Here is a 21,739-nt window from a genome sequence, read left to right on the forward strand (position 1 = left end):
GCATACTATGGCTAGAATATTTAATTGATACAATATAACATACCAACAAATACATATTAGTAAGTTAAATTAAATGATAAATAAACTGCCCGTCACAGTGTTATCAGGCTTTTTAGGAGCTGGTAAAACAACCGTTCTTAGCCACATTCTTAATAACCGTCAAGGTAAAAAAGTGGCCGTTATAGTTAACGATATGAGCGACATAAACATAGATGCCGCCACTATTAAAAACGATATATCGCTTAGTCACAGCGATGAAAAACTCGTAGAGATGAGTAATGGCTGTATTTGCTGCACCCTACGCGAAGACTTACTGCTAGAGGTAAGTAAGCTTGCAAAAGAAGGCCGTTTTGATCACCTTGTTATTGAGTCAACCGGTATTTCTGAGCCATTACCGGTAGCCGAAACCTTCACATTTGCCGATGAAAATGGCGTGTCGCTGGGTGATGTTGCCACCCTTGATACTATGGTAACGGTGGTTGATGCCGTTAACTTTTTGACCGATTACGAACAAGCTAACGACTTACAAGATACAGGCGAATCCCTTGGTGAAGAGGACGAGCGAAGCGTTACCGACCTACTGGTAGACCAAGTTGAATTTGCCGATGTAATTTTAATTAGTAAAACCGACTTAGTCAGCAAGGCGCAATTAGATAAGCTCATAGCAATTTTAAATACGCTCAATACCCAAGCTGAAATTATTCCTATCACGGCGGGGTGTGTTGATATTAATAAAGTACTTAACACCGGCTTATTTGACTTTGAACGCGCTAAGCTTGCACCTGGCTGGCTTAAAGAAATGCGCGGTGAGCACATCCCAGAGACCGAAGAATACGGTATTAGCAGCTTTAATTACATTGCCCATCGCCCGTTTGACCCTGAAAAGTTTTATAACTTTCTCCATGGTACAGAAAAATTTGGCAAGCTCATTCGTTCTAAAGGCTACTTTTGGCTTGCCACACGGCCGTTATTTTGCGGCCAGTGGAACCAAGCCGGCGGCATTGCCCACTATGGATTTGCAGGCATGTTTTATAAAGCCATACCTAAAAAAGACTGGCCAACCGACCTTGAGCTACTTGCCGATATAAACAGCAAATGGGTAGAACCCTTTGGTGATATGCGCCAAGAGCTGGTGTTTATTGGTCAATCATTAAATAAGCAAGCCATGATAGAAGCCCTCAACGACTGCCTACTTCCAGAAGATGCTGTACTAAAAGGTAAAGACTTTTGGAGAACCTACAACGACCCGTTTCCAATTTGGGAGGAACTATAATGAACGCCTTAGCCCCTTTAACAGCGCAAATACAACCAAGTATACAGCTACAACGAAAAGCAGCTATAGATAGCGATGCCAATGTTCTACCGCAAATTTATAACGAAGACACCAACATTGTTGTTTGGCAAAGAGACCTTGAAAACACCTTAACAGAGGCGGTTAATACGCTTATAAACGCAAATGCATTAAAACCACTTGAACTGGCGATCTCACCCGACGATGCGTTTGATCAATTAATTAAAGCGCTAAAGCCAGCAGAGCAAAATTACAATGAAGCTAAAACACTTTGTGAAGATATAGCCCTACTGGTTGAAATGTTTTGCTGCCTGTTTGATTTGAAACGCGCGGGCTTAAGACTAAAAGTATTAGATAAACCCATGTGCCCACGTTTTCACGTAGACAAAATTCCATGCCGATTAGTAACTACTTACCAAGGTGTAGCAACGCAGTGGTTAAATCACAGCGATGTAGAGCGCTCAAAGCTAGGTGCTGGTAATTTAGGTAAGCCTGATGAAGAGTCTGGCTTATTTAAAAGCCTAAATAATATTAATCAACTCAAGCAAGGTGATGTTGCCCTGCTTAAAGGCGAGTACTGGGATGAAAACGAAGGTGCAGGGCTTGTACATCGCTCGCCAGCGGTGGCTGCAAACGAGCAGCGCTTATTGCTCACCCTCGATTTTATTTAATAAAAACAAAAACGCTGGCATCTAACCAGCGTTTTGTTTATACCCATTGCATTAAATTAGTTTTATGGTTGCTGCGCCGTAGCTGCTAGTACTATTTCGCGAATACACACATTTTGTGGTTGTGCATAAGCGTATTCAACAGCTTGTGCAATGTCGTCAGGCGCTAACACCCCTCCCATGTCCTCTTTCCAAGCTTGATAACCGTTTACTATGTCTTTAGATGTTGTATGCGACAGTAACTCGGTTTCTACTGCACCTGGCGCAATAGTACATACGCGCACATTGCTGCTTGCTACTTCTTCACGTACGTTTTCGCTAATAGCATGTACCGCAAATTTAGAGCCGCAATACGCTGCATGATTAGGAAAAGTTTTACGCCCAGCAACTGAGCTTATATTAATAATGGTGCCTGTTTTACGTGCTTTCATTGGTGCAAGTACGGCTTGCATACCGTTCATTAAGCCAATTACGTTTACATCAAACATGGTTTGCCACTCATCGGCATTTTGTACATCAAGCTCACTTAAAAGCATTACACCGGCATTATTAACAATACAATCTGCCGGGCCATATTCACCTTCGGCTTTTGCAATAGCAGCTGTGAAAGAGGCTTTATCGGTAACGTCTACTTTTTCGCATAGGGTATTGGGTAAATTAAGCGCCTCTAAACGCTCAATACGACGTGCTAATAACAGTAATGGGTGGCCGCTGTTACTTAAACGGCGCGCAATTGCTTCACCAATACCTGAACTTGCACCTGTGATCACTACTAACTTTTTCATATTAATCTCCATTATTTAAACGTGGGCAGCACAATTGCTGCAATGAAGTTATTTTAAAAAATTAAGCAGTGTTGATATATATGGCTAAAGTCAAAATACTGTTGTTATATAGCAACAATATTCATAAAAGAGTTACTGGTGGTATTGTTCAAAACGGTTATTAATAAAGTTAATAAATTCGCGTAAGCGTTTAGGGCGGTATTTGTCGCTGTGGTAAATTGCCGAAAACGTAACCGCAGGAATTTGCCACTGTGGCAGTAGTTCAATAAGTTCACCGTTAGCTATTTGGGCTTCGCAGTACATTTTAGGCACTCTAATAATGCCCACGCCTGCTAAAGCGCCTTGTAAAAGTGCATGGCCATTTTTACAAACTAACTGTCCAGCTATTGTTATATCCACGAGTTGTGAAGGATTGGCAATACAACTAAAACTCCAACGCTTTACAGATCCTGTAAGGCAGCGGTGCTCGCTGAGCTCTTTTGGGTGGAGTGGATTACCAAACGCTTTTATATACTCAGGGCTTGCTAGGGTTACAATATTTATATCCATGAGCTTTTTAGCAACAAAACCTGCGTCGGCTATTTCACCCATTCTAAAGGCAATATCAAACTCATCATTAATTAAATCAACGCGGTGGCTGCTAAAATCTAGCTCAATATTAATTTGCGGATACAACGCCATAAACTCACTAATATAGCGTGCAATAAGTTGCTCGCCTATGTAACCCCCTACACAGTTTATACGTATTAGGCCGCGGGTTTGTTTTGTGTCATCAACTGCTGCAATTAGCGCCTGATCTATATTATTTAACGCGCCTTCGCATTTCTTATAAAGCTGCTCGCCTGCAAGTGTGAGTTTTAATGTACGGGTAGTACGTGTAACGAGCTTTACCGCCATTTTACTTTCAAGTGCGCTAATTTGCCGTGACACATGCGAGCGCGACACCCCCAATGCCTCTGCAGCTTTAGTAAAATTACCCAGCTGTGCAATGAGTACAAATGAGCGAATATCAGCAAGGTTAATATTATTAAGCATAAGCGCCTCAAATAAGTGTTAAGCCTTGCATAATAAACAAAAATGTTATTTGAGGTAATGGCTTAACGCTTTATTTAGCCTGCGTTAAGCACCCTATTAATTACATCATACAAGCCCTGAGTATTCACCGGCTTAGAGACAAAGTCGTCCATGCCCACATTTAGGCATCTTTGTTTATCATCTTCGTATGCGTTTGCAGTAATAGCGACAATAGGCACATGCTGTTTGGTGTGCGATTCATTTGCCCGAATGGTCTGAGTACATTCGTAGCCATCCATATTGGGCATTTGGCAATCCATTAAAATTAAATCAAAGCTATTACCCTCAAGCACTTTTAACGCCTCTATACCATCGTTAGCCATAGTAAGTTGCACATGAGTGGGTTCTAGCATTTTTGCTATAACTTGGCGGTTTATGGGGTTATCTTCTACGAGTAGTATTTTATTATTACTGAGAGCAGGTAATAAATGCGTTTGTGCAGGTGCTGCAGGTTTACTGTATTGCGCCGTTGGTGCGCTTACATAAAACTTAAGCACACTGCCTTTGCCGGGCTCACTGGTAAGGGTAATTTCACCCTGCATTTTTTTAATTAAGCCTTGGCTAATTGCTAACCCTAACCCTGTGCCACCATATTTACGAGCAACGCCAACATCAGCTTGAGTAAACTCACTAAATAATAATGACTGCTGCTCTTTTGCTATGCCAATACCGCTATCAGATACACTTACTAATAATTGTTCGTTACTGTAATCAAACCATAAACGCACAAAGCCGCGCTCAGTAAATTTATACGCGTTAGAGAGCAAATTAATAATGACCTGGTTTAAACGTAAGTCATCTATTTTTATGCAATCTGGCAACCGGTCGCTGCGCTCAACAATAAACTCTACCTGATCGGAGCTAACAATAGGCGAAAACAGTGACTTAATATTTTCTATAAATGGCTCTAAGTTGGTGTCGCGTGGGCTAATCTCCATTGCATTAGCCTCTATTTTTGAAAAATCTAAAATATCGTTTAAGATTTTTAATAAGTTTTGTGCGCTTTTTTGCTGCGTATTTAACAAGTCTCGTTGCTCGTCGGTAAGCATTTTATCGCGCAGTAACACCTCACCCATTCCTAAAATACCGTTCATTGGGGTGCGCAGTTCGTGGCTCATGTTGGCTAAAAATTGCGATTTAGCTACATTAGCCAAATTAGCCCTGTTAACCGCCTTTTTAAGCTCTTTGGTTTGCTCTGCCACTTTGCCTTCTAATTGCTGATTAAACTCACTTAACTGCGTATTTAAGCCTTGGTTTCTAATATTAGATGCTTGAAGGTTTTCTATTGAGCGTTGAAGCGCGTTGGCTAACATTTCAAACTGTTGCTGTAGCTGCAGTACTTCATGCCAGCTCGATTCGGTATTAAACTTATGGGTTTTAGTTTTACTAAAACTTTGCATTAACGTTGTTAAGCTACTTATTGGTTGTACTAATAAATTAGCCAGTTGATGCACAAACATTACGACTAAAATAATTAAAACAATGCTTAATAAAATTGTGGGTAACCAGGCTTTTGCCACAGCCATACTTAAGTGTTTACGGTTATAAAACGTAATAACTTGCCACTGGTTTTGTGGGTCTATATGTTGGTAGCTATGATAAACTTCGTTTTTGTTAGACCTAAATAAACTTTTATCGCCTAAGTTACTGGTATTAAAGCCTTGCTCATTAAAGTCATTCAGTATTTTAAATTGCTCAAGCGAGCTAAAGACCACTTTTTGATGCGCATCAAGCACAACTAATTCGCCGGTGTACTCAAATAAGTTAGGAATAAAGCGCTCTAACCTATTAAGTTTTAACGACCCCTCCACAATACCGTAAAATTGGTTGTTACGGTATATAGGCGCAGAAAGCGCGACTATTGCCTCGTTACCAAGTCCACGCCCCTGAAACACCCCACTGGTGTAACCAAGTGGATATTGCTCGGCTTGTGTAAAGTACGCCCTATCTTTTACATTTCGCTGTGCAAGGGTAAGCCCGTCGATTAAATCACTTGGTGAGCTAATTTGTACAAAGCCATCAGGGCTTGCATATAAGCTGGTTGTAAACCCCGGAAATAAAGCCATTAAACGTTTGAGTTGCTTTTTACTTGAAGTGCCCGCACCTATTGCATCACTACTCATTACAATGGCATTTTTGTGAAATGCTAAATAATCATTTAATTGAGTGCTAATAGACTCTGCTTTTTCTTCAAGCTGGGCATTTACTTCATACTCTAAACGCGAGTGATGGTCGTTTACTAAAAATACACTGGTAAGCAGTACTACCAATATAATAATTACGCTTACTACATAGCTTAAAATTTTTGCAAGGGGGCGCCCCTGATAAGCACGGCTTGCGTATGGCACAAATACACTAAATAAATCCACTAACGCTAGGCTAATTAAGGCATTTACAAGGTATTTAGATATTGCGACTACAAGCGTTAACCATGCAAGGCCGATTACAAACTGGCCTATCACCCAAACAAAAGGTAAGCCAATTAATAGCCAAAACACAGTACCAAGGGGAAGAATAGGTTTAGAGCGACGTAAACACAGGGCATAAAGCCAAAACAGCTCGAGTAAATACACAATACTCGGCCAGCAATGCCCCCATCTATACAGTAAAAAGCCAGAAACTATCACAAGGCTTAAGCACGCATAACGCAGCCCAATAAACACTAAGCTACACAATACAAATACTTGCCCAAATAAAAACTCAGAACTGTCGAAAAAATATAACGGCGAGAGGTTAACTAAACCACCTAGCAACCCTAATAATACAGCGAGTGTCCACTTACTTCTTTGAGGCATTAAACCAACCTAGGGGCACTTTGTTAACACAGTGTGCGTTAAAATTAATGTAATTTTTACATTATTACGTACAAGGCAAAGGTTGTCTAGCTGCAATAAAAAAGGAACTAAAGAACATAACAGCTTTTCTTTGAGGTCATACTCACAGATAACTTAATAATATTAAAAAGGGTGCACGCGCAGCTATGGTTAGTTTATTTAGTTACATAAAATGGCTAAAAGGCTTTGTGCTGAAGCACCCTATCCTAAAATAAATTAAGTGTTTTAGCTAATTAATAGTTAAAGCAAATAAAGAAGCATTTTCACTTGTATGGTTTATTCTTCGCTATAGCAAGAAATATTAAAAAATCATCACACGTATAATTCCAACTATGATGTTTGATTATGCTTTTTTAGAAGAACTAATAAGCGCTAAAACTCTTTGCTCTTTCATTCGTGCAAGGTCATTCTCTAATTCAATATCAGCAGCAATTACACCGCCATGCATAGTAGGGATAAAAATATAATTTAAAACTTTAGAAAGAAAACCTCCATGCTCTAATTCGGGTTCTTCATAAAAAGCAGCCTCACCACGGGCTTTTAAGAGCTTATAAATTTCTATAGCTCTATCTGGATATGCATGATCATCTACAGCAATCCAAGCCTCATTTAACTCCTTTACACTATAGTCAGATAAATCAACACTCAAAATTAAACTCCCAATACATTGCCTAGTTTAGAAGCAAACTTTAGCTTGCTAAAAGTGTGTAGAAGCCTCGAACAAGGTCTTTTTTAACCATTTTAACGCTTAAGGTGCAATGGCGTAGCCGAGCTACATACGAATATTCTAGAGAGCCTACTTAATTTTTTATTAGGTGCGCACATTAAAGCGCCTTTTATTTTGTAGCATTCTATACAAAAAATAAATGCTAATAAGAGGGCAAATAAATAACGCCTTATAAGTGAAAGTAAATGGATATATTTCAGGAAATATAAAGCTAAGAGTAGCAGCAAACAGTGTAGCCGATATCACCAGGCCGCAAAAAATGAGAAAAGAGTAGCCTACAATTTCCAACACAGTGAAGAGTTTATTAAAAATAACCTTGCGAATAACATTGTGCCCCACAATAAAAAATACAGCTGTAATAATGTTGGCAAAAAGCAAATCCATTTAAATGTTCCCTAAAACGCATAATAGTTTAATAGTGAGCGAATAACGCATAACTGGGCACAGGACACGCTCAACTCTTTACTTTATATAGTTTTAGCAAATTCGCTAAGGCATTACCATAATTAAATTTTCTATAATTTGTGAGCAAAGCTAAATGCATTAATAAACGCATGTTGCTTAGCGTATTTTAAGGTGTGATATGCCAATTACATTAAAACTTGTTTATTCTAATGCCTAGAAAGTAGCGCATTAGCTTAACGCAATGGGTATAAATTACTTGATTGAGTAACAAAGTAAATAAGGAAATTACTATTAAATATTATTAATAAGGTTAGTTTTTATAAGGAAAATTTATACACCCAAATGAGGAATTTGGGTGGCAGTCTTACCAGCCACATCTCGGCACACACGTCACAAACTGTGGCTGCTCCCTTCCGGGCCTGACCAGGTTCGCCTGCTAGTGTTGCGAGAGGACCAATAAGACTACCATTGAGGGCCTTGGTTGGCGCGGGAAGGATTATCTCTACTTTTGGTGTGTTATTCAAGGGATAATCAAAAAAGAAAGTGCGATTGCATACTTCATATACAATCGCGGTTTAAAATAGCGTTTAATGCCTATTAATTACTCTCTAACTCGGCTTTAATTTTACGCAGTGCTGCTTTTACTTTTTTCATGTTTTCTGGGCCCATGCGTAAAAGCTGTTTTTGTGCAGCAGGAAGTTGTTCCCACTCAGAAAACGCATACTGATAAGTAACCGAGTCGCGTAGTAGCGGTAAATCACCTTCTGGTTCTGGCGTATCAAGTAATAGCTCAATTGCATCTTCAAGGGTTTGATTAAACTCATCATCGCCATAACCAATTTCGCTGTAGGCGTTATTTATAAGCGGTTTATACTCTTCGTACATACGTACTGCTTGTGCTGCGCTCATACTTGTGAACACTTTTACATACGGTGTATAGCGCTCATAGCTATTAGGATCAATTGTTAAAATATCGCCTTCGTTTACACTAAACTTTTCTTGTGGTTTAACAACTGGCGTGTGCTTTTTAGCTACTTTGCCTTTTGCTATATTATCGATAAACACCACACCACGGCGAATAACATCGTCGGTAACCATTAAGCTCATTACCGAGTCGCTTAAGTATTCGTCCATTTTGGCAACCACTAGGGTGTCGCTTTCATCAAGCGTTGGCAATGGCTCTACTTCTGGCTCTGGCTCAGCTGGGCGCTGCGCTGGTACTGCAAGCTCGGCTGGCTTTTCAGGTTTTACCGAAGGTGCTTCAACTACAGGGTCGTTTTCTGGTTTAAGCTCCATGACTGGCTGCTCTTTTGGTACTTGCTCTACCTCGGTACGTGTTTGTGGCTCGTCGCTTGGTTTTAAAAGAACAAAGGCCGCTGCACACACGACAATAATTAAAATAATAACGGCGAATAAAAAGTTGTTATTAGGCGGACGCTTTTGAACATCTGACGCTTCTGGTTTATCTGACATACAAACTCCATAAATTTAACTGCATAATTACTCAGAGTACGCTGAGCGGAAAAAATTCATTATCAGTAATCACTATTACTACAAATATAAGCATAACAATATAAACCTACACTTACTGCGCGAGTATTACATAGTTATTCTTTGATTCTTCTAGCTTAAAGACTTAAAGTTGATAAATAAAGAAAAGACGTTAAGCAGTTTAAATACCACTATGAAAATCAAGCAAGTTGACCCACACAAACCCAAAACAGCCCTACTACTTACAGGTGGTGGCGCTCGCGCTGCTTATCAAGTGGGTGTACTAAAGGCATTAGCGCACAGTATGCCCCGCACTGCCCCGCTTCCATTTAGGATTATTAACGGCACCTCTGCCGGCGCTATTAACTCTGCCGCACTGGCTTGCTACGCCTCATGTGCACACTTAGCAGTGCGTAAGCTTGAGTCGGTATGGAAAAACTTTTCAACGTCGATGGTGTATAAAAGCGACTTTTTAAGTGTGTTTGGTCATATTGCGCGTAATATTTTAACCAGTTTTCAGTCTGAGCATATTAACCACCCACCAGGTAGCTTATTAAACAATCGCCCTTTGCGTGGTTTATTAAACGAAATTTTAGACTTGCACCGGATAGAGCGCAATTTGCACCGTAATTATTTAGAAGCTATTTCAATTACCGCATCTAGCTATACAACGGGTGACTCGGTGGCATTTTTTCAGTCAAATACACAAACGCCATGGCAACGTGCTAAGCGCGAAGGCCGACCTATGCGTATTAATGTGGAGCATTTAATGGCATCAAGTGCCATTCCTATGGTGTTTCCAAGCGTTAATGTATTTAACCACTATTTTGGTGATGGCTCTATACATCAGCTTTCGCCTTTAAGCCCATCCATTCACTTAGGTGCAGAAAAAATATTTATTATTGGTGTGGATCAACCTAAAGAGTCGCATCCACCTGGTTATTCGCCACATTATCCTGGGCTTTCTGCCGTTGCGGGGCACTTACTCGATAGTGTATTTAGCGATACCATGCAAGCCGATTTAGAACGTTTAGAACGTGTAAACCGCACATTAGGTTTATTACCAGCACGCGATAAACACCAAGAACTTAAGCAAATAGACAGCTTTATTATTAACCCATCTAAAAACTTTAACGATATTGCCGCGCAGTATTACGACGATATGCCATGGGCAATTAAAGTACTGTTGCGTACCATTGGCGTAAAAAGGCACTCACAATCGAGTTTAACGAGTTATCTATTATTCGAAAAACGCTACACGCAGCATTTAATTCAAATAGGCTACGAAGACGGCATGAAAAAACTACCCGAGATGCGCAAATTTTTAGAACTCGATTAACTTTAAAACATTAATCTCACTGTTTTTATTCGAGCCCATCTAGCAGGTAATGCTCTACTCGCTCTACGCGCCGGGGCTTACCTTGCAATACCAATACATCGTTTGCGCACAAGGTAGTGCTACTTGATGGGTCGTCTATTTCTTGGCCCTCTCGGCGCAATGCTTTTACAGTCACTCGGCGCTTAGACAGATTAAGCTCATCAATTGTTTTGTTAACTGCATAGGCTTGTTCGGGCAACGCGACTACGTGTAAATATTCTAAGCGCTCAGAAGAGGTTTCTTCGTTATCTTTAAAGTAGCCTGCGTAAAAACTTTGCATAAGCGGATAGCGGTTGCGGCGCTCTTTGCTTACTCGGCGTACAATGCGGGTCATAGGCACACCCGACATAGATAAAACATGCGATACCAGCATTAAACTCGCCTCTAAAGACTCAGGCACAACCTCTGTTACACCCAACTCTTTTAAATTATTCAACTGGCTGTCGTCGCGGGTTCTTATAAGTATTTTTACATTAGGTGCTAACTGTTTAATGGCATCTATAACCACGTGTGCATGTTCAAGCTCTGTAAAAGTAATAATCACTAAGCGCGCTCGCTCAACACCTGCACACTTTAAAATGTCTTTTTGTTTTACATAGCCAAATATTACCGGCTCACCAGCAGCTTTACCCTCCTGTACTAATATAGGGTTACTTTCTATGGCAACGTAATCTATAGCTTCGGGTTTTAAAAACCGCGCTATGGTTTGCCCAACCCGTGAAAAACCACAAATCACAACGTGATCGCTGTATAAAGTGCTACTTTTAGGCTCACTTTCCCAGGTCATGCTTGGGTGCTCTAAAATACCTAACTGCTTTAGAATAAGTGGGGTTTTATCAATTAAAAATGGCGTAAGCGCCATAGAAAGCACGCCCAAAGCAATTAAAAATGAAGCCTGCTCGGAGTTTAACAATGCGTGCTGGCTTGCAAGGGCAATTAATACAAATCCAAACTCTCCCATTTGCCATAGCATAATGCCACATGCCAATGAGTCTTGGTTTCGCTCGTGCATAAGCCGTGCACTGAGTGCCACCACGGTAATTTTTAATACTAACAACCCCAGTAAAGCGCCAATAATGACCAAGCCATGAGAAAGCACAAATAAAATATCGAGCTGCATGCCCACAGTTACAAAAAATAAGCCCATTAAAATATCGCGAAACGGCCTTATATCAGCCTCGAGCTGGTGCCGATAATGGCTCTCTCCAAGCATCATACCGGCTAAAAATGCCCCAAGCGCCATAGATAAGCCAAACATGTACGTTAAAAGGCCGGCAAACAGCGCCACCAAAATAGTGGTTAGCACAAATAGCTCATCGGTACGTACCTGCGCAATTTCGTTAAATACTTTGGGTAATACCCATTTACCTATTGCCCACAACAATACACATACAAACGCCCCTTTAGTCAGCGCAAATGCAAGCGCCCAACTTATGCTTTGTGAATCGCTTGAAGCAAATAGCGGTAATATAATAAGTAGCGGAACAACGGCAATATCTTGAAACAGCAACACACCTACAGCAAGTTGCCCTCGGCGTTGGTTTAACTCCCCCGTTTCTTTAAGTAATTTAACCACTACAGCGGTTGAGGAAAGCGCCATAATTGTGCCAATGGTAAAACTGGTAAGTAAGGAAAAGTCTAAACAATATAAAATAACGATGAAGAGTAAACTGGTAACACCCACTTGCAATGAGCCAAGCCCAAATACCAAGCTACGCATTGCCATTAGCCGCGAAATAGAAAACTCTAATCCCAAGCTAAAGAGTAAAAATACAATGCCTAGCTCTGCTACAAACTCGATTTCATGAGATTGTGCAAGCCAACCTATGCCATGGCTGCCTGCCAAAACACCTGTAGCTAGGTACGCCAATATGGGCGGCAAACCTATGCGTTTAAAAAACCACACAAAAAGTACTGCCGCAACCAATAAGCCAAAAATTTGAGCATTTATACTTTGCAAATACGGCCTCGCATATAAGTTAAAAGGTTAACTTGTCTCGGTGCTTATAAGTAAATATAGCAACCATATGTTTTTCAGGCAATTTTAAAATATGGCACAAAAATAGCTTACTAATTACAAAGCAACACCCTGGGGGAAGAATTTGATGGAAAATGTCCATATTTTGACACAACGCGTATCTGGACGCGGCGACTTTTTGCCGTTTTCGGCTGAGCACACACAAACAAATGAGTCTGCGGCAACACACGATCTTGTTACCGAGCTACAAACAAGCCTAGTAATAGAAGATGTTTTAGCTATTTATGCAAAATTTGCAAAGCAACTACTCAATTTTTCTGGTTTGCAGTTTCAGTCAACTCTTGGCACTGCACAAACCTCAGACAGTAACACTAATACTAACCCGTATATTTTTGATTTATCTATTGGTCGCGAGCACTTAGGGCAACTAATTTACTTTAGCCAATACCCAATTAGCAGCGCAATTGAAAATAAACTACGCGCTTTACATACCGCACTTGTATACCCACTGCGTAACGCCATGATGTACAGCAGAGTGTTAAAGCTTGCTACAAAAGATGCATTAACGGGCTTAAACAACCGCAGTCAATTTAATGACATTTTGTCGCAAAAGCTGGAAAACTGCCGCCGTTACCAGCGTCCGTTTAGTTTAATGCTACTTGATTTAGATAATTTTAAGCAAGTAAACGATAACTATGGTCACAAAGTGGGTGATGACGTACTCAAAGAATTTTCTAAGGTGTTGTGTAGCAGTATTCGCGGTACGGATTCTGTATTTAGATTTGGCGGCGATGAGTTTTCGTTAATTATTGAAGACCCAGAATTTACAACTAACAAAGTCATTGCTGAGCGCATCATGTGCTTAGTTAGAACATCAAGCTTAATGGCTAAATACAAAGTAACCACCAGCATTGGTTTTACTTTAGCGAATAGCCAAGATTGCGAAACAGAAATATTTGCTCGTGCAGACAAAGGCTTATACAAAGCTAAAGCATCAGGACGTAACTGCGCAAAAGCTTACTAAACCGTATAAACACATGATATAAAAAAGCCTAGCTTCCCCCGCTAGGCTTTTTTATTGCAAAATAAATTATTTATTTTCTAGTAATTTATAAACGAACAAGGCGGCGCAAAAACCAAAAAAGAAGCCACTCACTAAATTTAATAATGCAGCAATACTTGCAAGCGGTGTTAATAGCACTAATACCAGTGGAATACTCACCCCTAAAATAAAAAATAACCCACCTTTACCTAGCCAATAAGCAAGTAATAAAACGGCCGAAACTACGCCGCCGGTAACAGCATAGCCAAGCGTAATAATATTTAGCTCAAGAAGCACATTAGCAACAATGGCAATAACCGCTGTTATAAGCATACCCATAGGGGCCTTACTAACTAACGATAGGCCTACATGTGGCTGTTGACTCATTTATTTACACTCCCAAAAAATACCGTTTTCATCTTTATGTTTTTCACTTATAAAATAACCCACTACTTGCACAAGCTCATCGTTATAAAATATTAATGGCACCTGCGCCCTTAGCCAAGGCGCTACTTTTGCATCTTTAAACCAATGTTTTAGCGTGTTACTACCTGGTTTTTTTAAAGGCTTTATACGAGCACTATTACAATTAAAGCGCACCGTTACCTGCTCGTTCTCAAGCGGGGCTCTTACTCCCTTACCTTGCAGCTTGATTAATAAACGCCCGTCTTTAAGCGTGAGCTCATTACCGTTAAATGTTTCATCAATTAATACCTGTTGTGGCGAAACAAAGTATAAATGCCCCTGATGGCGACGAACTTGCCCATCAGTTAAATCAACTTGCATTTGGGCATCGGCCTGAGCACTAATTGCTTGGTTTATTATTTGTGATAGCTGCTTGTGTGAAGGCATAACTTGAGTGAACAAATTAAGCCACGCACGTACAACATTACTAATGCGAATATCGCTAAAGGCTGTTATTTGGCTAATGCACAACCCCTGTTGTGAGTTTAAACTGTGCTGTAAATCAAGCTCAGTGTATTCATCAAGGAGTGCTTGCTGTTGCTGTAATAAATTAATACTACGCCCAGCACAATGTTCAAACCCGCTAAAACGCTCTGCAAGTACAGGCACTACACTTGCGCGTAAAAAGTTGCGGTCAAATTGCTCATCGGTATTTGAATCATCGGTAATATGGTTAATAGTAAATTGGGCCGCAAAGGCTTCAATACTACTGCGCGTTACATTTAAAAGCGGCCTAAAACAGGTGCGCCCACTTTTAAGGGTACGCGTTTGCTGCATAGCACCTAGCCCTTTTAAGCCAGAGCCTCGTTTTAAACGCAATAAAAACGTTTCAATTTGATCATTTAAATGTTGCCCCAACAAAATAATACTCTCAGGTGCGCTTAACTCATCAAGTGCTTTATAACGCGCATCACGTGCTTGCGCTTCAAGGCTGGTCCGTGATTTTTGTGCTATGTGAACAGCTGCTGCGCTAAAAGGAACATTAAGCTCGGCGCACAATGTGTGGCAAAACTGTTGCCAGTCGTCAGCGTATTGACTTAAACCGTGGTTAACATAAATAGCGCTTAAGCTTAACTTAGGCTGTTCTTGCTTTAATAAATGCATTAAATGTAGCAATACAACCGAGTCAACCCCACCCGAAAGCGCCACAGTAAAACTGTACTGCTGTTGCTTAAAAAAATGTGCAAGTGAATGTTTAACTTGTTGATAAATGGCTGATGATTGCATGCAATACGCTATAAAATTTATGTTGGGAGTATTTTAAAACAAAAAAGCCGCATAAGCGGCTTTTTTTAACATTTAATGTAATAGTTACTTTATTAGCAGTAACCAAACGACATTAGACGTTTGTAACGTTGATCAAGCATGTCTTCAAGCGAAAGCGCTTGTAAGTCTGCTAAATCACGCTTTAAACGGGTTTTTAAGTTACGTGCCATAGCATCGTAATTACGGTGTGCGCCACCTAAAGGCTCATCAACTAAGTTGTTGATTAAATCTAGCTCTTTAACACGCTCTGCCGTTACACCCATAGCTTCTGCTGCTAGTGGTGCTTTGTCTGCGCTTTTCCATAAAATAGACGCACAGCCTTCTGGCGAAATTACTGAGTAAGTGCTGTATTGCAACATGTTCACTCTATCGCCAACACCAATTGCTAATGCACCACCTGAGCCGCCTTCACCAATAACCGTACAAATAGTTGGCACTTTAAGCGCCGCCATTACTTTAAGGTTACGTGCGATTGCTTCAGACTGACCACGCTCTTCAGCGCCAACACCTGGGTAGGCACCTGGCGTATCAATAAAGGTCATAATTGGCATTTTAAAACGCTCGGCCATTTCCATTAAGCGTAATGCTTTACGGTAACCTTCAGGCTTTGGCATACCAAAGTTACGTTTAATTTTTTCAGCTGTATCGCGACCTTTTTGTTGGCCAATAACCATCACTGGTTCGCCATCTAAACGTGCAACACCACCTAAAATAGCCGGATCGTTAGCAAAAGTACGATCGCCTGCAAACTCGTCAAATTCCGTGAAAATGCGCTCGATATAATCTCGAGTGTAAGGACGCAACGGATGACGCGCTAACTGCGATACTTGCCAAGCGCCTAAATTTGAGAAAATTTCCTCTTTTTGCTTAGCGCTTTTTTCTTTTAATTTGCTGACTTCCTCTTCTAACTCAAGGTCTAATTCGCCAGCGCGGCTTATGCTTTGTAATTCTTCAATTTTTGCTTCTAATTCTGCAATCGGAAGCTCAAAATCAAGATAATTGAGGCTCATGCTCTAAACTACCTAATCAGTTAAATTCTAGTTCTACATCTTGTGCAGCCATAAGCGATAACTTATGAATTAAGTCGTCGCTAGGCGTAACACACCATTCGATCCCTAGGGTTAATTGAGCCAACGCATCGGGGCGTTGGTAATAAACCTTGATCGGACACGTTCCCATTTTATAAGGTTCGAGTACTTTTTGTAATTTATCGAAGAAACCTGCCTCGATTTGCACCATGTTCAGCGTCATTTTAATCGCTTTAATGCGTTTTTCACGCGCTTGAGCAATGGTGTTTATTTCTCTGGCGGTCATTGTAATGCCACCGGAGAAGTTATCAAAGCTGACCTGTCCAGATATTACCAAGATATTGTTAACTTGAAGCATTTCTTGGTACATTTCGAACTGTTCTGGAAACAAGCGTACATCAATACGGGCGCTCTTGTCATCTAAAGTTATTAAGCCCCAGCGATTTCCTTTTTTATTAATTAAGGTTCGCGCTGAAATAACTAAACCCGCCGCGCTTGAGAGTACATCACGATTAGTTGGTTGTAAATCCACCAGCTTACCGCTGGTATAATGTCTGAGCTCGCGACGATACTGATTTATCGGATGCCCTGTTAAATAAAGGCCTAGGGTCTCTTTTTCGCCATCAAGCCACTGGTTATCGGTAAGTGGTGTGGCTTTAATAAATGCTTGTTCTACTTCATCTGGCTCGGTGGCTAATAAACCAAATAAATCGCTTTGCCCAAGTTGCTCTGCCTTGTTGTGTTGATCGGCTGCGCGCATAGCATCTTTTAAACTAGCTAATAAAGTAGCACGCCCTGCTTGGGTTTTCTCTGGTCCTAATTGATCAAGCGCACCAGCGTAAATTAATTTTTCAGTCACACGTTTATTTAAGCGTTTTAAATCTACACGGGCACAAAAATCAAATAAATCCTTAAACGGACCGCCTTTTTCGCGTGCTTCTAAAATCGCCTCTACCGGTGCTTCGCCCACACCTTTAATAGCACCAATACCGTAAACAATTTCGCCTTGCAGGTTTACCGTAAACTTAAACTCACCCGCGTTTACATCTGGCGGTAACAAGGTGAGTTTCATGTTTTCACATTCATCCACCAAAATTACTATTTTGTCGGTGTTATCCATATCTGCCGACATTACCGCAGCCATAAATTCAGCTGGGTGGTGTGTTTTCATCCACAGCGTTTGGTACGACACTAATGCATAGGCTGCCGAGTGAGATTTGTTAAAACCATAACCGGCAAATTTTTCTACCAAGTCGAAGATTTTAATGGCTAGTTCGCCGTCAATGCCGTTGTTTCGGGCACCTTCTTCAAACGTCGAACGCTGTTTAGCCATCTCTTCGGGTTTTTTCTTACCCATAGCACGACGTAACATATCGGCGCCACCTAGGGTGTAACCGGCTAATACCTGGGCTATTTGCATTACTTGTTCTTGATACAAAATAATGCCGTATGTGGGTTCAAGTATTGGCTTTAAACTTTCGTGTTGGTATTGCGCGTCGGGGTATGAAATTTCTTCTCGGCCGAGCTTTCGGTCGATAAAGTTATCTACCATGCCTGATTGCAAAGGGCCTGGGCGGAATAAGGCTACCAATGCAATCATATCTTCAAAGCAATCGGGCTTTAAGCGGCGTACGAGATCTTTCATACCGCGTGACTCTAACTGAAACACCGCAGTTGTTTCGGCGCGCAGTAATAGCTCTATACTTTTTTTATCATCCAGTGGAATGGTATTTATATCGACCGGCTTTTTGCCTTCGCGCGCCATACGCACGTTGGTCATATCAACCGCCCACTGCAAAATGGTTAAGGTACGTAAGCCCAAGAAATCGAACTTAACTAAGCCTGCGGTTTCTACATCGTTTTTATCAAACTGAGTAACCGGGAACTTACCTTCGTCATCGCAATAAAGTGCAGCAAAGTCGGTAATGGTCGTCGGCGATATTACAACACCACCGGCGTGCTTACCGGCATTACGTGTACACCCTTCTAGGATGCGACACATGTCGATTAAATCTTTTACTTCTGAGTCGCCATCGTATGCTTCTTGAAGGCGCGGCTCTACTTCAAAGGCTTTAGCAAGGGTCATACCCGGATCGCCTGGGATCATCTTTGAAATGCGATCAACAAAGCCATATGGGTGGCCAAGTACACGGCCTACATCGCGTATTACCGCTTTTGCCGCCATAGTACCAAAGGTAATAATTTGCGATACCGCGTCACGGCCATAAAGCGCCGATACGTGATCAATTACTTCGTCGCGCCTGTCCATACAAAAATCGACGTCGAAATCGGGCATTGATACACGTTCAGGGTTTAAGAATCGCTCAAAGAGTAAATCAAACTCAAGCGGGTCAAGGTCGGTAATTTTAAGTGCGTATGCCACTAATGAACCCGCACCAGAACCACGTCCAGGACCTACTGGAATATTGTTATCTTTACTCCACTGAATAAACTCCATTACGATTAAGAAGTAACCCGGAAAACCCATTTGGTTAATTACGCCAAGCTCTACGGCTAAACGTTCATCGTATTCGACGCGTTTTACTTTTCTATCTTCTTCGTCAGGGAATAAAAACTGCAGTCGCTCTTCAAGGCCATCTTCTGAAACTTTAACTAAAAAGTCTTCAATTTTTAATGAACCTGTCGGGTAATCTGGTAAGAAGTAAGTGCCTAATTGCACCGTTACATTACAGCGTTTGGCTATTTCTACGGTATTTTGTAGCGCCTCAGGAATATCGCTAAAAAGCTCAGCCATTTGCTCAGGCGTTTTTAGGTATTGTTCTTGTGAAAAGCGTTTAGGGCGGCGTTTATCATCAAGGGTGTAGCCATCAAAAATGGCCACTCGAATTTCATGCGCTTCAAAGTTCTCAGGCTTTAAAAATACCACTTCGTTAGTGGCTACAACCGGTAACTGCTCTTTATCTGCAAGTTCTACCGCCATGTGTAGGTAGTCTTCTTCAAGTGGGCGATTAGTTCGTACAAGCTCTAAATAGTAATGATCACTAAAGTGCTGCTTGTAAAAGCTAACAACAGATTCAATAACGCCCGGGTTGCCTTTTAAAAGCGCTTTACCTAAATCGCCATCTTTAGCGCCCGAGAGAATAATTAAGCCTTCTTTGTGCTTAACAAGCCACTCACGGTCAATTACCGGACGATGAAATACATGCCCGCGCTGATACGCTTCAGATATTAATAGCGTTATATTTTTATAACCGTCGTTGTCTTTGGCTAAAATTGTAATTCGGCATGGTTCATCTGGAAATTCAGGGCTGCGCAACCAAAAATCCGCGCCTACAATCGGCTTTATACCGGCATTATGAGTAGCACCATAAAAACGCACTAAACCACAAAAGTTCATTTGATCGGTTATCGCAAGCGCAGGCATTTCTAGCTCTTGCGCTCTAGCAACTATTGGCTTGGTTTTAGCTAAGCCATCAACCATCGAAAAGTCTGAGTGAACCCTTAAATGTACAAAATCTGGTGCAGCCATTATTTATGCCTCACCCTTAGCTTGCATTAATACGCGCTGCACAGGCTTAAAACTTTTACGGTGTTCATCTATTGCGCCGTATTGCTCAAGCGCAGCAAAGTGCGCTTTAGTTGGGTAACCTTTATGCCCTGCAAACCCATATTGTGGGTAGCGTGCATCGAGCTCAAGCATTTCATCATCACGCGCTACTTTAGCTAAAATAGACGCTGCTGATATCTCGGCCACTAAGCTATCGCCCTTAACAACAGCTTGCGCAGGCATGCTTAACTTAGGTAAACGGTTACCATCAACAAATACAAACTCTGGTTGTGTGCTTAACCCTTCTACCGCGCGGGTCATCGCAAGCATGGTAGCGTGTAAAATATTTAACTCATCAATTTCAGTTGGGCTGCAACGACCAAAGGCATAACACAGTGCTTTTTCTTTTATTTCTATAGCCAGTGCTTGGCGTTTTTTGTCTGTTAGCTTTTTAGAGTCGGCTAAACCTGCAATGGGTTTTGTGGGGTCAAGTATTACCGCAGCGGTAACAACATCACCAACAAGCGGGCCGCGCCCTACTTCATCTACACCGGCAATTAAGGTTACGTTAGGTCGTTCAATTTGCATTTATTAACTCCGCCACAGCATTAGCTGCTTGTTCGCTGGCATTTAATCTAATTTTTTCGTGAATGGCTAAAAAGCGTGCTTTTAGTTCTTTATTATCGGTAGTTAACATAGGCGTAAGTGCACCTGTTAAATTAGCTACGTTACATTCGCTTTGTAAAAATTCAGGCACGAGTTCTTCATCGGCCAGCAAATTAGGCAGTGAAAAATACTTAATATTAAAGGTAAATAAAGTTTTAAAAATCCAATAACTCATCGGCTTTATTTTATAACCCACTACCATGGGCTTTTTATAAAGCATGCCTTCAAGTGTGGCAGTGCCCGATGCAAGTAATATGGCATCTGCCGCTTGCATTGCTAATTTTGATTGGCCATCTAGCAAATTAACATGAAGGTTTGGCGCAGTGGCTTTTAAAATATCAGTAAACTGCGCTTTGCGTTTTTCGTTTACCAGTGGCACCACAATTTTAAGGTTTGGGTTTTGCGCTTGTAACTGCTCAGCTGTTTTTATATAGGTTTCGCTTAATAAGCCTACTTCAGAGCCTCGGCTACCTGGCAGTAACGCAAGTACTTTGTCATCAAGACTTAAGCCTAGTTCTGCACGTGCTTGGCTGTCGTCGTGCTCAAGTGCTATATCGTCAGCTAATGTATGCCCTACAAATGTACAAGGTACTTGGTGCTTGTCGTAAAATTCTTTTTCAAACGGTAATAGTGCAAGCACTAAGTTGGTTGCAGCACTAATGGTATGAATACGTTTTTCGCGCCATGCCCATACAGACGGGCTCACGTATTGAATGGTTTTAATACCGGCATCTTTTAATGGTTTTTCAACGCGCAAGTTAAAATCGGGGGCATCAATACCTATAAATACATCGGGTGGGTTGTCTACAAAATGCTGAACAAGTTGCTTGCGTATTTTAAGTAAGCGCGGCAAACGCCCTAATACTTCAACAAGCCCCATTACCGATAGCTCATCCATATCGTAAAGTGTTTTACAGCCCTGCGCCTGCATTTTTGGCCCCGCAATGCCTTCAAAAATAGCATCAGGGAAATGTACTTTAAGCGCTTTAATTAAGCCTTCACCTAAAATATCGCCCGACAGTTCACCTGCCACAATACCAATACGTAGTTGTTTTTTATCTTTATTCATTCGACTTTATTTACCAGGCGTTCATGGGGGCTAGTTTACCGTGTTTTAGTGTTTGGTTAAACGC

The 21,739-nt window shown here is 41.2% G+C and carries 16 protein-coding genes and 1 other RNA gene; 4 read left to right on the forward strand and 13 right to left on the reverse strand.

Annotated features, from left to right (window positions below):
- The first annotated feature begins 73 nt into the window (after nucleotides 1–73).
- Nucleotides 74–1,273: a zinc metallochaperone GTPase ZigA gene (zigA, locus tag PESP_RS11555; RefSeq protein ID WP_089348145.1), complete on the forward strand. Its 1,200-nt coding sequence runs from the start codon at nucleotides 74–76 to the stop codon at nucleotides 1,271–1,273.
- Nucleotides 1,273–1,962: a DUF1826 domain-containing protein gene (locus PESP_RS11560; protein WP_089348146.1), complete on the forward strand. Its 690-nt coding sequence runs from the start codon at nucleotides 1,273–1,275 to the stop codon at nucleotides 1,960–1,962. The genes zigA and PESP_RS11560 overlap by 1 nt, the downstream gene beginning before the upstream one ends.
- Nucleotides 1,963–2,024: 62 nt before the next feature.
- On the opposite strand, the gene PESP_RS11565 is transcribed toward PESP_RS11560, so the two are convergent.
- From PESP_RS11565 to PESP_RS11595, 6 genes are all read right to left on the reverse strand, one after another.
- Nucleotides 2,025–2,744: an SDR family oxidoreductase gene (locus PESP_RS11565; RefSeq protein ID WP_089348147.1), complete on the reverse strand. Its 720-nt coding sequence runs from the start codon at nucleotides 2,742–2,744 to the stop codon at nucleotides 2,025–2,027.
- 132 nt (nucleotides 2,745–2,876) lie between these two features.
- On the reverse strand, nucleotides 2,877–3,779 hold the full coding sequence (locus PESP_RS11570; RefSeq protein WP_089348148.1) for a LysR family transcriptional regulator: 903 nt from the start codon (nucleotides 3,777–3,779) through the stop codon (nucleotides 2,877–2,879).
- Nucleotides 3,780–3,853: 74 nt separating this feature from the next.
- Complete coding sequence (locus tag PESP_RS11575; RefSeq protein WP_089348149.1) at nucleotides 3,854–6,613, reverse strand: response regulator; 2,760 nt, start codon at nucleotides 6,611–6,613, stop codon at nucleotides 3,854–3,856.
- A gap of 382 nt (nucleotides 6,614–6,995) precedes the next feature.
- A complete protein-coding gene (locus PESP_RS11580; protein ID WP_089348150.1) occupies nucleotides 6,996–7,301 on the reverse strand; it encodes a hypothetical protein in 306 nt (101 codons plus the stop codon).
- An 845-nt stretch (nucleotides 7,302–8,146) separates the two neighbouring features.
- An RNA gene (gene ffs / locus PESP_RS11590) (signal recognition particle sRNA small type) lies at nucleotides 8,147–8,243 on the reverse strand.
- Between the two features lie 138 nt (nucleotides 8,244–8,381).
- Nucleotides 8,382–9,257 (reverse strand): DUF3014 domain-containing protein, encoded by an 876-nt coding sequence (locus PESP_RS11595; protein ID WP_089348152.1) that lies wholly within the window; start codon nucleotides 9,255–9,257, stop codon nucleotides 8,382–8,384.
- A gap of 211 nt (nucleotides 9,258–9,468) precedes the next feature.
- On the opposite strand from PESP_RS11595, the gene PESP_RS11600 reads away from it, so the two are divergent.
- Nucleotides 9,469–10,614, forward strand: a complete 1,146-nt coding sequence (locus PESP_RS11600; RefSeq protein WP_089348153.1) for a patatin-like phospholipase family protein — start codon at nucleotides 9,469–9,471, stop codon at nucleotides 10,612–10,614.
- Between the two features lie 25 nt (nucleotides 10,615–10,639).
- Here PESP_RS11600 and PESP_RS11605 read toward each other — a convergent pair whose 3' ends face one another.
- Nucleotides 10,640–12,613 carry a monovalent cation:proton antiporter family protein gene (locus tag PESP_RS11605; RefSeq protein WP_089348154.1) on the reverse strand — a complete coding sequence of 658 codons (1,974 nt, stop codon included), beginning with the start codon at nucleotides 12,611–12,613 and terminating at the stop codon, nucleotides 10,640–10,642.
- A gap of 145 nt (nucleotides 12,614–12,758) precedes the next feature.
- On the opposite strand from PESP_RS11605, the gene PESP_RS11610 reads away from it, so the two are divergent.
- Nucleotides 12,759–13,655 (forward strand): GGDEF domain-containing protein, encoded by an 897-nt coding sequence (locus PESP_RS11610; protein WP_089348155.1) that lies wholly within the window; start codon nucleotides 12,759–12,761, stop codon nucleotides 13,653–13,655.
- Between the two features lie 66 nt (nucleotides 13,656–13,721).
- Here the strand turns inward: PESP_RS11610 and PESP_RS11615 are convergent, their stop codons facing one another.
- The 6 genes from PESP_RS11615 to lpxB form a co-directional block, all read right to left on the reverse strand.
- A complete protein-coding gene (locus PESP_RS11615) occupies nucleotides 13,722–14,060 on the reverse strand; it encodes a hypothetical protein (protein ID WP_089348156.1) in 339 nt (112 codons plus the stop codon).
- The gene (gene tilS, locus PESP_RS11620; protein ID WP_089348157.1) at nucleotides 14,061–15,365 is read right to left on the reverse strand and encodes a tRNA lysidine(34) synthetase TilS; all 1,305 of its coding nucleotides are present in this window, start codon (nucleotides 15,363–15,365) and stop codon (nucleotides 14,061–14,063) included. It lies immediately after the preceding gene.
- Between the two features lie 92 nt (nucleotides 15,366–15,457).
- Entirely contained in the window at nucleotides 15,458–16,414 is a 957-nt protein-coding gene (gene accA / locus PESP_RS11625; RefSeq protein ID WP_006793614.1) for an acetyl-CoA carboxylase carboxyl transferase subunit alpha, read from the reverse strand.
- Nucleotides 16,415–16,430: 16 nt separating this feature from the next.
- On the reverse strand, nucleotides 16,431–19,922 hold the full coding sequence (dnaE, locus tag PESP_RS11630; protein ID WP_089348158.1) for a DNA polymerase III subunit alpha: 3,492 nt from the start codon (nucleotides 19,920–19,922) through the stop codon (nucleotides 16,431–16,433).
- 3 nt (nucleotides 19,923–19,925) lie between these two features.
- Nucleotides 19,926–20,528 (reverse strand): ribonuclease HII, encoded by a 603-nt coding sequence (rnhB, locus tag PESP_RS11635; RefSeq protein WP_089348159.1) that lies wholly within the window; start codon nucleotides 20,526–20,528, stop codon nucleotides 19,926–19,928.
- Nucleotides 20,518–21,675: a lipid-A-disaccharide synthase gene (lpxB, locus tag PESP_RS11640; protein ID WP_089348160.1), complete on the reverse strand. Its 1,158-nt coding sequence runs from the start codon at nucleotides 21,673–21,675 to the stop codon at nucleotides 20,518–20,520. The genes rnhB and lpxB overlap by 11 nt, the downstream gene beginning before the upstream one ends.
- Between the last annotated feature and the right edge of the window lie 64 nt (nucleotides 21,676–21,739).

The organism is Pseudoalteromonas espejiana DSM 9414, from assembly GCF_002221525.1.
GTDB lineage: Bacteria > Pseudomonadota > Gammaproteobacteria > Enterobacterales > Alteromonadaceae > Pseudoalteromonas > Pseudoalteromonas espejiana.

What these genes read in the sequence shown, in the direction of transcription:
- lpxB (WP_089348160.1), bottom strand. Translation starts at nt 21,675, where the DNA reads ATGAATAAAGATAAAAAACAACTACGTATTGGTATTGTGGCAGGTGAA.
- rnhB (WP_089348159.1), bottom strand. Translation starts at nt 20,528, where the DNA reads ATGCAAATTGAACGACCTAACGTAACCTTAATTGCCGGTGTAGATGAA.
- zigA (WP_089348145.1), top strand. Translation starts at nt 74, where the DNA reads ATGATAAATAAACTGCCCGTCACAGTGTTATCAGGCTTTTTAGGAGCT.
- PESP_RS11600 (WP_089348153.1), top strand. Translation starts at nt 9,469, where the DNA reads ATGAAAATCAAGCAAGTTGACCCACACAAACCCAAAACAGCCCTACTA.
- PESP_RS11610 (WP_089348155.1), top strand. Translation starts at nt 12,759, where the DNA reads ATGGAAAATGTCCATATTTTGACACAACGCGTATCTGGACGCGGCGAC.
- PESP_RS11570 (WP_089348148.1), bottom strand. Translation starts at nt 3,779, where the DNA reads ATGCTTAATAATATTAACCTTGCTGATATTCGCTCATTTGTACTCATT.
- PESP_RS11615 (WP_089348156.1), bottom strand. Translation starts at nt 14,060, where the DNA reads ATGAGTCAACAGCCACATGTAGGCCTATCGTTAGTTAGTAAGGCCCCT.
- accA (WP_006793614.1), bottom strand. Translation starts at nt 16,414, where the DNA reads ATGAGCCTCAATTATCTTGATTTTGAGCTTCCGATTGCAGAATTAGAA.
- tilS (WP_089348157.1), bottom strand. Translation starts at nt 15,365, where the DNA reads ATGCAATCATCAGCCATTTATCAACAAGTTAAACATTCACTTGCACAT.
- PESP_RS11595 (WP_089348152.1), bottom strand. Translation starts at nt 9,257, where the DNA reads ATGTCAGATAAACCAGAAGCGTCAGATGTTCAAAAGCGTCCGCCTAAT.
- PESP_RS11565 (WP_089348147.1), bottom strand. Translation starts at nt 2,744, where the DNA reads ATGAAAAAGTTAGTAGTGATCACAGGTGCAAGTTCAGGTATTGGTGAA.
- PESP_RS11560 (WP_089348146.1), top strand. Translation starts at nt 1,273, where the DNA reads ATGAACGCCTTAGCCCCTTTAACAGCGCAAATACAACCAAGTATACAG.
- PESP_RS11575 (WP_089348149.1), bottom strand. Translation starts at nt 6,613, where the DNA reads ATGCCTCAAAGAAGTAAGTGGACACTCGCTGTATTATTAGGGTTGCTA.
- dnaE (WP_089348158.1), bottom strand. Translation starts at nt 19,922, where the DNA reads ATGGCTGCACCAGATTTTGTACATTTAAGGGTTCACTCAGACTTTTCG.